The following is a 10844-nucleotide window of genomic DNA, read 5'->3' on the forward strand; positions in this document are numbered from 1 at the left end:
CAGGCGACGGTAGGCGGAATCGGTGCGGCGCACGCCGTTGCGGCGGGCACCAGGGACAGGTCACAGCGGAAGCGCCGAACCTTCGCGTACTCCGAACAAGATCGACATCTTGCGCGTCACGGGTCCACGCGGGTACGGCGCTCGCCCGCCGCGCGGTAGTACTCCTCGAGCCGGGCCCGGACGGCCGCGCGGGCCCGGTGCAGGATCACCCGCTGGTTTCCCGCGGAGAGGCCGAGCAGTGCGCAGACCTCGTCGGCGGTATAACCCTCCGCGTCGCGCAGGGTGAGCACGACGCGGCCGCGGGCGGGGAGTTCGGCCATGGCCAGGGCGATCACCGCGCCGATCTCACCGCGTTCGGCGGCGTCCTCGGGGTCGGACCAGCGCTGCGGCTGCTCGCCGGGCCGCCAGTGTCCCGGATACGGGTCGCCCGCGGGGCGGAAGCGGTCGGGATCGACGGTGGGGCCGTCGTCCTCGGGGAGCAGGCTGCCGAACGGGATGGTCCGATGTTCCCTGATGCCACGCTTTTTCGCGGTGTTGACCAGGATGCGGAACACCCAGGTCTTGACCGAGGAGCGGCCCTCGAAGCCGTCGATCCCGCGCACGACCGCGAGCCAGGTGTCCTGCACGACCTCCTCGGCCGAGGCCGGCGTGGCCACGAACGACCTCGCCAGCCGCAGCATCGATCCCGACCAGGCGGACAGGACGAGGGCGAACGCGGCTTCATCACCGCGGCGCAGCCGTCGCACCAGCTCGTCGTCGGAGGGGAGTGCGGACCGGCCGTCCACGCGCTGTCCTCGCTCTCGTCGCGGCGGGGTGCTGACGGCTCACTGTAGCCCGCCGCGCGCGGCGATTCTCAGGCGCGACCAAGGCCGAGCGCCCGGGCGATCCGCGTCAGCAGCCGCGACATCCTGGCGGGCGGGGAGTCCGGGGCCGGGATGCCGATCGGGCGCACACGGCCGTTGTGGATGGCGTCGATCTTCCAGCCGTGCGCGGTGCGGACCGCCACGATGGTCTGCCGGGAGAGTCGTCGCCGCGGCAGGCGTGACCGCCACGGCATCAGCACCGAACCGGTGCCGTGCAGAAGCGCCACGCCTGGCGCGAGATGGCGCACCGATTCCAGGTCGCCGACCAGCGCCGAGCCGGTCAGCACACCACGGAAGAGCTGGTCGTGATTGTGCTGGTGCGCGGGTCTGCCCCTGGCGACGCTGCCGTCGTAGGAGACGTAGTCGGAGTCCGCGGTGAACAGCGCGCCGAACGCGGCGGCGTCGCCCGCGGTCCAGGCGCGCAGGAAGTCGTCGAAGAGGGCGGCGAGGGCGACGTCGTCGGCAGGATCCGGCGCGGCGGTGACGACCTGTGTCGCGGTGGAGGTGGCGCGCAGCGGGGCGACGGTGCTCGCGGTGGGATCGGTGGTGGTGCGCATGGCGGCTTCCTTTTCGGGCTACGATGAATTCGACCAACGAAAGTTACGATAACCGAAAGTTTAGAATGTCGAAAGATGTAGATCTCGGCGAGATCCTCCTGGGTATCCGGCTGCTGCAGCAGAGCTTCGACGCCTTCGACGAGGTCGCGGCGGCGCGTCTCGCCCTCAACCGCACCGACCTGCGCTGCCTCGACATCGTGCTGGCCACCGGTCCGCTGCCGGCTGGTGAGCTCAGTGCCGCGCTCAAGCTCAGTCCGGCGGCCACCACCACCGTCATCGACCGGTTGGAACGCGTGAGCCTGGTCGCGCGCACCCGCGACCCGGGCAATCGTCGTCGCGTTCTCGTCGAGGCCACCGACGAGGCTCGTGCCGCCGAGGCGGAGATCTTCGTGCCGGTGGGCCGGGCCGGCGCCGAGGCGCTCGCGCGCTACGGTCCGGCCGAGTTGGCCGTGATCGACGACTTCCTGACGACCGCGCGCGCGGTTCAGCAGGCGCAGATCGACCGGGTGCGTGGCCTGACCTAGGTGATCGGATCGCCGGGTGAATTTCTAGAACACGTTATAGTTTCTTTCGGGTGGCCTCCCCAGTGCGGCCGCTCGAAAGGTGGAGGTCAGTGCGGACCAGGGATTGTGCAGCCGATGTCGTCGTCGTCGGATACGGCGGCGCGGGAGTGAGCGCGGCGCTGGCCGCGTGCGAGGCCGGGGCGGACGTCCTCGCGCTCGACCGCTACCTCGGCGGCGGCGCGACCACGTTGTCCGGCGGCATCGTGTACGCGGGCGGCGGCACCTGGGTGCAGCGGGCCGCCGGCGTCGACGACGATGTCGAGAACATGCTCGCCTACCTGCGCGCCGAGGTCGGTGACGCGGTGAGCGCCGAGACCCTGCGCCGGTTCTGCGAGGAATCCCCGGCGATGATCGACTGGCTCTCCGGTCACGGCGTGCCGTTCCAGCCGTCGCTGTGCCCGTACAAGACCTCGTACCCGACCGACGACTACTACCTCTACTACTCCGGCAGCGAGAACTCCGGCGGCTACCGGGAACTCGCGACCCCGCGCCAGCGCGGGCACCGCACGCACGGTCCCGGCGTCTCGGGCAAGGCGCTGTTCGGGCCGCTCGCCGCGTCGGCGGCCCGGCACGGGGTCCACGTCCGAACCGGTACCAGGGCAACGGGTCTCGTGGTGGAGGACGGTCGGGTCATCGGGGTCGAGGCCGTCACCCTCGACGGCGCGCCCGCGCTGGTGCGCCGCCGCTTCGCCGCGCTGGCCCGCGTCTCCGCCAAACCCGGTGTGTACCACCAGGGTCTGCGCGCCGCGATGGAGCTGCTGCTGGCGCGGATCGAGCGCAGGCACGGCACCCGCGTGCGGATCCACGCGAGCTCGGGGGTCGTGCTCACCACGGGCGGGTTCATCGCCAACGGCGCGATGGTGGCCGAGCACGCGCCGGGCTATCCGTGGGCGCAGGGCCTGCCGCTCGGCACCGCGGGCGACGACGGCAGCGGCATCACCATGGCCGCCGACATCGGCGCGGCGACCGGCAAGATGGACGCGCTGTCGACCTGGCGGTTCATCGCGCCGCCGAGCGCGATGTTCGGCGCGATCGCGGTGAACGCGCTGGGCGAGCGCATGATCGACGAATCCCGCTACGGGGCGGCGCTGGGCGCCGCCATCGCCGCCGCGCCCGGCCACCGGGCCTGGCTGCTCGTCGACGCCGCGCTGGAGGCGCAGGCGCGCGCGCAGATCGGGCCGCAGTCGGTGTGGTTCCAGCGGATGCAGACCGAACGGCTGCTGCGTTTCGGCCGCGTCGCGGGTGGGTCGGTGGAGGACGTCGCCGCCCGCGCGGGCATCGACGCCGCGGCCCTGCGCGCCACCGTGGACGCGCACAACGAGGCCATCGCCAGGAACCTGCCCGACCCCTTCGGCAAGCCCGCCGATCTGCGCCGCCCGATCGGCGCCGGACCCGTCGCGCTCCTGGACATCTCGTTCACCGCCCGCCTCACCTATCCGATGCCCATGCTCACCCTCGGCGGCCTGCTCGTCGACGAGGACACCGGCGCCGTGCGCGCCGAGGAGGGTGGCGTCATCCCCGGGCTCTACGCGGCCGGGCGGGCGGCGGTCGGAATCTGCGCGAACTCCTACGTCAGCGGTCTTTCGCTGGCCGATTGCGTGTTCTCCGGACGGCGCGCGGGCACCCACAGCGCCAAGCTCGGCTGAGCGGCGCCGATGAGTTCGCCCGCCCGGACCCGTCCTAGCGGGTAGACCGGCCGTCGGGTCCGGTCGAAGGGAGAACCGACGATGCCCACTGTCCGGTCGAAGGACGGCACCACCCTCGCCTACGACGTGCTCGGCGCGGGGCCCGCGCTGGTGCCGATCACCGGCGCGACCTGCTTCCGGCGGTTCCGGCCGGTCGCCGCCGACGCCAGGGTGTTCGCCACCGCGTTCACCGTCCACCACTGGGATCGGCGCGGCCGCGGCGACAGCGGCGACACCGCGCCCTGGTCGGTGGACCGCGAGGTCGACGACATCGAGGCGATCATCGACGCCGCGGGCGGGCACGCGATCCTCTACGGTCACTCCTCCGGCGCCGCCTTGGCGCTCGAGGCCGCGGTCCGGTTGCCGCACAAGGTCGACGCGGTCGTCGTCTACGACGCCTCCTATGTGCACGACGCGGCCGAGCGCGATTCCTACGCCCGGCTGGCGGCGCGGGTGGCCGCGCTGCTCGACGAGGGCGCGCACGGCCGGGCGCTGAAGGCGTTCCTGCGCGGCATCGGCATGCCGCGCGCCTTCGTCGCCCTGCTGCCGCTAATGCCCGGCTGGCGCACGATGAAGGCCCTCGCCCCGACCCTGCGCTACGACATCGCCCTCACCGAGGACCTCCCACCGGTACACCGCTTCACCGCGATCGACCTGCCGGTCCAGGTGCTCGTGGGGGAGAAGAACCCGCCGGGCCTGGACGAGGTCGCCCGCATGCTGGCCGCCGCCATCCCTCGCGCGACCTACCGCGCCCTCTCCGGCCAGAACCACATGGTCAACGCGAAGGCTCTGCTCCCGATCCTCATCGACGCGTCGACGAATCACGTTCGGCGCCGATAGGTCTCGTGCGGTGCCGTTGCTCGGCGCGGGGACCAGGCCGACGCTCAGACCGTGACAGGCGTGCCGCTGTCGAGGCGTTGGTAGCGGATGCCCTCGGGCAGGAGTCCGGCGAGCTGGTCGGTCAGGGTGCGGCCCATCTCGTTGAGGTCGCCGTCGTGAATCGGCACGACCAGACCCGGCCGCGTCGCGGTGACGTAGTCCACGGCGTCGGCGTAGCGCATCCACGGCCCGCTCACCGGCAGGAACAGCACGTCCAGGAGGGTGCTGTCGGGCAGCGCGGGAAACGCGTCACCGGGATGCAGGATCCGGCCGTCGATCAGATAGGCGACATTCGGCGACTCGGGCAGCGAGGAGTGGATCGCGGCGTGCTCACCCACGATCGACCGCACTGTCACGCCCGCGCTCTCGAAGGGCGCGTCCGCCGTGGCGACCTCGAGTCGCCCGGTCTCCGCGCCCGCCTCGGCCAGCTTGTCCACGACGCCGGCCGGCGCCAGCACGCGGCTGCTCGGATTCCTGGTGAGGGCCGAGGCGACTCGGCCGATGTCGACATGGTCTTCGTGATCGTGGGTGATGAGGTCGCGCGGGAATTGAACGAATGCCGGGTCTTGGTAAATTACCGGTTGTACAGCGGCGGTTCCGGCTGCCGCGTGGACGGGCGAGGAGAGGCCAACCGCATGCCGCGAACCGTGGGGACCAAGGGGATGCCGCGTGCGCAGCGTGAGGCACAGATCCTGGCCGCCGCGGCCGAGCAGATCGCGCACGTGGGCTACGCGGGGCTCTCGCTCGGTGTGGTCGCCGAACGCGTCGGTGTCTCGAAACCGTTGGTGTACTCGTATTTCGGGACCAAGGACGGCCTCTACTCGGCCTGTGTGACGCGCGTGGGCGAGGACATCGCCGATGCCGTCGAACCGGTCCTGGCCGGCCCGCCGGAACTGGCCATGGCCGAGGCGACCCTGGTCGCGATCTTCGGGGTGCTGGCCGAGCGGCCCTACCAGTGGAACGTGCTGACCGATCGCACCCACCCGGCCGACGGACCCGCCGCCGAGGCCGCCCGTGCCGCGCGGCGCCGCATCGCCGAACAGGCCGCCAGGGGATCGGCCGCGGTCCTGATGGCCCGCGGCGTCACCGACCCGGCCGACCTGTCCGCCATGGCCGAGGTCTGGATGGGCATGGTCGGCGCGATGGTGTCCTGGTGGCAGCGTCATCCCGAGGAGAGCGCCGAGGCGATGGCCGCCCGCAGCCGACGCCTCATCGCCGTCTTCGGCTGACCAGCCCGCGGTTCTCGAGCGGGTTCACAGCGGCTTCGGCGCGGGCCATGTCACCGGCGACAATCCCGCGACATCCGACCCACCGGACCGGCTCCGTCACCGCCGCGGGTCTCCTAGGGTGGGGGACGCTTCAGCTCCCCGGGCGCTGGTTTGGAGGTTTCGGTGCCGCCCAGAACGACGAACAGACGGAAGCAGTCCGGCCAGGTGCGGCGACAGCCCTCCCAGGACCGGGCGCGGGAGACCCGTGATCACATCCTCGACACCGCCGCCGAGTTGTTCGGCGCGCACGGCGTCGAGCAGACCTCGACCAACCGCATCGCCGCCGAGGCGGGCGTCAGCATCGGCACGCTCTACCGCTACTTCGCGGATCGATCGGTGATCGTCGACGAACTGCTCGACCGCCTGCTCGCCGATCTGGAACGCGGATTCACCGCGCGCGCCTTCGAATTCGCCGGACCGCGCACGGAGGTCACGGCCGAGTACTGCGCGGGGATCGTCAGCGAGATCCTGGCGATCTTCGCCGACATCCTGGTGGCGAACTCGGCGCTGCTGCGCGCGCTGATCGGCGGCGTGCAGTTCTACAGCACCGGGCTGCCGCAGTTCGAACAACGACTGCGGCTGATCGTCAAGGTCGTGCTCATCCAGGGGCTCGGCCCGGCCGACGATCGCTACCTCGACACCGTCGCCTTCGTCTTCATCAACACCGGCTTCGCCGCGGTGGTGCGGGCCGCGGCCGACGAGGTGTCGGAGCGGGAACGGGTCGACGCCATCGCCATGACCGCCCGCATGATGGGCACCTGGCTGGCCGCCGAAGTCGCCGCCCGCGAGAGCGCGGCGCCCTGAGCCGGCGTGACCGGTCACAGAAACCTGCCCGAAGTGATACCGATCGGTCCGTGCGGCGGCAGAATGTGGGTCCGACGCGAGGAGGGAATGTGGCGGAGCGACGGGTACCGACGGGACGGGTCTCGCGGGGGACCAGGCTGGGACGTCTGGCGGCCGGGCAGGCCGCGCGAGGAGTGGGGACCCGCCTGGCGATGATCGGGCGCACGGAGCAGGCCCGCTCGGTGCTGGCGCAGCGGTCCTCGCTGCGGGCCGCGCAGCAGATCGTCACGGTGCTCGGCGGCATGAAGGGCGCGGCGATGAAGCTGGGCCAGATGGTGTCGGTGCTGGATCTGGACCTGATCCCCGAGGACTATCGCGAGATGTTCCGGGTGAAGCTGGCCGAACTGCTCGACAGCGCGCCGCAGGTGCCCTTCGCCGAGATGAAGGCGGTCATCGAGGCCGACCTCGGCCGCCTGGGCGGGGTGTTCGCCGATTTCGATCCGGAACCGGTGGCCTCGGCCTCGATCGGCCAGGTGTACCGGGCCCGCCTGCACGACGGACGGCTGGTCGCGGTGAAGGTGAAGTATCCCGGCGTCGACAAGGCCGTGCGGGCCGACATGCGTAACCTGCAGTTCTTCAGCGGACTGTGGAAATCGTTCCTGCCCACCGCCGCCGACACCGATGTGCTCGACGAGATCGCCAGGAACATCACGGCCGAACTGGACTACCGGCGCGAAGCCCGCACCCAGCACCGGGTCGCGGACCGTTATCGCGGCCACCCGCTGATCACGGTGCCGGACAGCATCGGCGAATTCTGCACCGACAACGTGCTGGTCACCGACTTCGTCGAAGGCAGGGCGTTCCAGCAGATCCGCGCGCTGCCCGCGGCCGATCGGGATCGCATCGGCGAGCTGGTGTACCGGTTCTACATCACCGGCATGTTCGTCGACGGCGAGTACTGCGCCGACCCGCATCCGGGCAACATCCTGCTCGCCGAGGACGGCCGCGTCGGCTTCGTCGACTTCGGCCTCTACAACACGATCGACCGCGCGCATCTGGAGCTGGAGCGCCAGGTGCTCTGCGCGGCAGCGGATTTCCGCGCCGACGAGGTGTACCGGCTGTGGACCGAACACGGCATCGTCGACCCGCGGGGGCCGGTGAGCGCGCAGGACTGCCTGGAGTACGTGTGGTCGGTGACCGGCTGGCATCTGCTCGACGAGGAGGTCACCGTCACCCCGGAGATCGCGACCAGCGCCGTGGTGCTCGCGACCGATCCGCGCGCCACCGAGCACCACGACGTCCGGCACCTGCTGCTGCCGCCCCAGCACGTGTTCTCCCGCCGCGCCGACCTGTTCACCCTCACCGCGCTCGGCCAGATCGAGGCGACCAGCAACTGGCACCGGCTGGCCCGCGAATGGCTCTACGACGAGGCCCCGAGCACCGAGCTGGGCCGCGAGATCGCCGCCTGGCGAGCGGCCGGGCGCTAGACCTCCACGGCCGGATCCTCGCCGCGGTACCCCCGCGCCAGCGCCGCGGTGACGGTGGCGCGCAGCTCACCCAGCAACTCGGCCCCGATGTCGGGAGCCGCGAGGGTCAGCGCCTCCTGAGCGTCGCCGTCGACCCGCTCGAACGGGATGCCCTGCGCCGCACACCCGCCCGCGGCGGCGGCCAGCCGGTCCATGAGCAGGTGGGTGGTCGTGCCGGGTCGACCGAGCAGCGCCAGTTCGACCTGGATCGCGATCGAGACGATGAGGGAGGTGCGATCGGGTCCGGTGCCGTGCCGATCGGCGGTGGGATCTGCCATGACTGCTGACGATAGGGCGCGGGCGCCGGGCCGGGCGGCGATGGAAATTGTTCTGCGCCAAGGTACGACGTGGCTGTCGCCACCACGTGTAACCCGACAACCCGCGCCGGCGCGAAGGGCACTAGGGTCGAGGGGAGGGAGGGGCATGATGACGATCGATTTCGTTCCCGACAGGGACCTGTATCCGTTCGACTCACGCTGGTTCGACTCGTCCGCGGGCCGGGTGCACTACATCGACGAGGGCGCCGGGCCGGCGCTGCTGTTCTGCCACGGCGCGCCGTCGTGGAGCTTTCTCTACCGGCACCTGGTGCGGGACCTGCGGGACGGCTACCGGTGCGTCGCGGTCGACCAGCTCGGCTTCGGGCTGTCGGAGCGCCCGGCCGGATTCGGCTATACGATCGCCGAGCACACCGCGGTTCTCGGCGAGCTGATGGATCACCTGGGCCTCGACGACGTCGTCGTGATGGGCCAGGACTGGGGCGGGCCCATCGGGCTCGGCGCCGCCACCGCCCGGGCCGAGCGCATCCGGGGAATCGTCCTTGGCAACACGGTGTTCTGGCCGGTGACGGCGAAGGTGAACCGCGCCTTCAGCGCGATCATGAGCACCGCGCCGATGCGCCGCCGGATCCTCGAACGCAACTTCCTCGTCGAACAGGTCCTGCTGAAGGACCTGCGCCGCGAGCTCAGCGCGGCCGAAGCCGACCACTATCGTGGCGTGCAGCCCGATCCGGCGGCGCGGCAGGCGCTCGCCGTGACACCGGGGGAGATCCGTGCCGCGGGACCGCTGCTGGCGCGCCTGGCCACGGAGGTGCCCGCCACGCTCGGGCACAAGCCGGCGCTGGCGGTGTGGGGGATGCGGGACAGGGTGTTCCGGCCCGCCGACTGCCTGCCCCGCGTCCGGGCCGCGTTCACCGACCTCGAGGTGGTCGAGTTGCCGGACGCGGGGCATTTCGTCCAGGAGAACGCCCCGGCCGAGATCGCCGCGGCGATCAGGAGGCGGTTCCCGTGAGCTGACGCGCGCCCTGCTCGGCGGGACGCGAGCGGCGGCGCGGTGGCCGGGTGTGGAAGCTGCGCGCGATCATCGCCGAGCGCAACTGCCACAGCCCCGAGCACTGGGTGGGATCGACGCCGGTGAGCTGGGCGACGCGGCGGATGCGGTAGTCCACGGTGTTGGTGTGGATGTGCAGCAGCCGGGCGGTGCGCTGCCGGTTCATGTTGTTGGCGATGTGCACCCGCAGGGTCTCGTACAGCTCGGGATGGTCGTCGAGCGGGCGCAGCAGCTCACCGAGCTCCGCGCGCCCCGGACCGGGCCGGGTGAGCTGGTATTCCAGGGCCAGATCGGTGAACCGGTACAGGCCGGGCGCGGAGTCGAGCCGCTCGACCATGTCGAGCAGTTCGTGCGCGCGCTCGGCCGCCGCCGGGATCTCCGCCGTGCGGGCGGGCACCAGCGCCGCCATGATGTCAACCCTGGCCGCCCGCGCGAGCGAGTCCACCAGCGCGTCGAGTTCGTCGTCGGCCAGCAGATCGGCCGGGATCAGCAGCGTGCCGCCGTCGACCGAGAGCAGCGCCAGCGCCCGCTCACCACAGCGTTGCGCGAGGGCTGTCTGCACCCGGCGCAACTTGCGCCGGGCCACGACGGCGCCGTTCATCCTGGTGTCGCGCTCGTCGGGATGCTCTTGGATCCACAGGGCCAGCACCGAATACGCCTCGGCGACCGCGATTCCGGACTCACGGGCCGTCGTGGCCGTCGGCTGACCGGCCAGCAGCGCCGAGGCGAGGGTGTGCACGGCGGTGTGGTGCTCGCCGGCGACCTCGCGGTGCTCCCGGATGTAGGCGCGGGTCACGGTGGTGCACAACAGGTCCGAGGTGGACACGGCGGTGCGGAACCCGTCGAGCAGGCTCGCGTCGTCGCGCCGGGCGGCGACGAGATCCAGGGCGCGCCGCAGCCCCTCGTGGAACGCGTGCAGGATGGTGTCGATCGGGACGCCGTCGTGCGCCCAGCCCGCGGCGGCGATCGCGACCCTGGTCATCTTCTCGGTGGTGTCGTGGCCGTCGAGCGCGCTGCGCACGACGTCGACGCACATCGTGGCGACGCTGTCGCCGGCGACCGCGTCGACGGGCAGAGACCGGGACACGGCGTGGTCCTCGGTGCGTCGGCCGATCAGCCGATCGGGGTGGATCCGAACATCGCGCAGCGGCAGCGTGGTCGGTGGGCCGTCCAGGTGGATCGTCATCGTCGACTCCTCCTCGTTCTCTGTTCGGACGACTGTAGGTTGAGCGACTGCTCACCTTCTACTTTTCTTTTCAGCCGCGTGAAGACGGTGAAATCAACCCTTCTACCTGCGTGAACAACCTCGTTCCCGGGAGCGGGTGAACGCGCGGCGGCTCTTTTGGAAGCCGATACTCACTTTTCGGCCGCGGGTGGTTGTGGCAGGAACCAGC

General features: G+C 71.3%; 12 protein-coding genes. 7 read left to right on the forward strand and 5 right to left on the reverse strand.

The genetic code is table 11. The features are described from left to right. Positions 1-116: 116 nt before the first annotated feature. Positions 117-785 (reverse strand): RNA polymerase sigma factor, encoded by a 669-nt coding sequence (locus DFR69_RS29675; RefSeq protein WP_110040972.1) that lies wholly within the window; start codon positions 783-785, stop codon positions 117-119. A gap of 68 nt (positions 786-853) precedes the next feature. Then, on the reverse strand, positions 854-1420 hold the full coding sequence (locus DFR69_RS29680; RefSeq protein ID WP_110040973.1) for an SgcJ/EcaC family oxidoreductase: 567 nt from the start codon (positions 1418-1420) through the stop codon (positions 854-856). Positions 1421-1485: 65 nt separating this feature from the next. On the opposite strand from DFR69_RS29680, the gene DFR69_RS29685 reads away from it, so the two are divergent. The 3 genes from DFR69_RS29685 (at position 1486) to DFR69_RS29695 (ending at position 4508) form a co-directional block, all read left to right on the forward strand. Further along, the gene (locus DFR69_RS29685) at positions 1486-1944 is read left to right on the forward strand and encodes a MarR family winged helix-turn-helix transcriptional regulator (RefSeq protein WP_110040974.1); all 459 of its coding nucleotides are present in this window, start codon (positions 1486-1488) and stop codon (positions 1942-1944) included. A gap of 89 nt (positions 1945-2033) precedes the next feature. Then, entirely contained in the window at positions 2034-3629 is a 1596-nt protein-coding gene (locus DFR69_RS29690; protein ID WP_110040975.1) for an FAD-binding protein, read from the forward strand. A gap of 81 nt (positions 3630-3710) precedes the next feature. Continuing rightward, entirely contained in the window at positions 3711-4508 is a 798-nt protein-coding gene (locus DFR69_RS29695) for an alpha/beta fold hydrolase (protein ID WP_110040976.1), read from the forward strand. A 44-nt stretch (positions 4509-4552) separates the two neighbouring features. Here DFR69_RS29695 and DFR69_RS29700 read toward each other — a convergent pair whose 3' ends face one another. Beyond that, a complete protein-coding gene (locus tag DFR69_RS29700) occupies positions 4553-5269 on the reverse strand; it encodes an MBL fold metallo-hydrolase (protein ID WP_110041064.1) in 717 nt (238 codons plus the stop codon). On the opposite strand from DFR69_RS29700, the gene DFR69_RS29705 reads away from it, so the two are divergent. The 3 genes from DFR69_RS29705 (at position 5183) to DFR69_RS29715 (ending at position 8085) form a co-directional block, all read left to right on the forward strand. Next, positions 5183-5776, forward strand: coding sequence for a TetR/AcrR family transcriptional regulator (locus tag DFR69_RS29705; RefSeq protein ID WP_244198527.1), 594 nt, complete (start codon positions 5183-5185; stop codon positions 5774-5776). The two genes, DFR69_RS29700 and DFR69_RS29705, sit on opposite strands and share 87 nt — an antisense overlap. Positions 5777-5980: 204 nt before the next feature. Next, entirely contained in the window at positions 5981-6619 is a 639-nt protein-coding gene (locus DFR69_RS29710; RefSeq protein ID WP_244198528.1) for a TetR/AcrR family transcriptional regulator, read from the forward strand. 89 nt (positions 6620-6708) lie between these two features. Next, positions 6709-8085, forward strand: a complete 1377-nt coding sequence (locus DFR69_RS29715; protein ID WP_110040977.1) for an ABC1 kinase family protein — start codon at positions 6709-6711, stop codon at positions 8083-8085. Here DFR69_RS29715 and DFR69_RS29720 read toward each other — a convergent pair. Next, complete coding sequence (locus DFR69_RS29720; RefSeq protein WP_110040978.1) at positions 8082-8402, reverse strand: hypothetical protein; 321 nt, start codon at positions 8400-8402, stop codon at positions 8082-8084. The genes DFR69_RS29715 and DFR69_RS29720 overlap by 4 nt on opposite strands. A gap of 148 nt (positions 8403-8550) precedes the next feature. Between DFR69_RS29720 and DFR69_RS29725 the strand changes: the two genes are divergently transcribed. Next, the gene (locus DFR69_RS29725; protein WP_110041067.1) at positions 8551-9411 is read left to right on the forward strand and encodes a haloalkane dehalogenase; all 861 of its coding nucleotides are present in this window, start codon (positions 8551-8553) and stop codon (positions 9409-9411) included. Here DFR69_RS29725 and DFR69_RS29730 read toward each other — a convergent pair. After that, entirely contained in the window at positions 9392-10636 is a 1245-nt protein-coding gene (locus DFR69_RS29730) for a PucR family transcriptional regulator (protein WP_110040979.1), read from the reverse strand. The genes DFR69_RS29725 and DFR69_RS29730 overlap by 20 nt on opposite strands. Positions 10637-10844: the final 208 nt, after the last annotated feature.

It is taken from the genome of Nocardia neocaledoniensis, assembly GCF_003182135.1.
In the GTDB taxonomy this organism is placed as follows: Bacteria; Actinomycetota; Actinomycetes; order Mycobacteriales; family Mycobacteriaceae; genus Nocardia; species Nocardia neocaledoniensis.

Bases quoted from the DNA above. Each gene is read 5' to 3' on its own strand.
- DFR69_RS29680 (WP_110040973.1), bottom strand. From the start codon at position 1,420: ATGCGCACCACCACCGATCCCACCGCGAGCACCGTCGCCCCGCTGCGC.
- DFR69_RS29685 (WP_110040974.1), top strand. From the start codon at position 1,486: ATGTCGAAAGATGTAGATCTCGGCGAGATCCTCCTGGGTATCCGGCTG.
- DFR69_RS29695 (WP_110040976.1), top strand. From the start codon at position 3,711: ATGCCCACTGTCCGGTCGAAGGACGGCACCACCCTCGCCTACGACGTG.
- DFR69_RS29705 (WP_244198527.1), top strand. From the start codon at position 5,183: ATGCCGCGAACCGTGGGGACCAAGGGGATGCCGCGTGCGCAGCGTGAG.
- DFR69_RS29720 (WP_110040978.1), bottom strand. From the start codon at position 8,402: ATGGCAGATCCCACCGCCGATCGGCACGGCACCGGACCCGATCGCACC.
- DFR69_RS29725 (WP_110041067.1), top strand. From the start codon at position 8,551: ATGACGATCGATTTCGTTCCCGACAGGGACCTGTATCCGTTCGACTCA.
- DFR69_RS29730 (WP_110040979.1), bottom strand. From the start codon at position 10,636: ATGACGATCCACCTGGACGGCCCACCGACCACGCTGCCGCTGCGCGAT.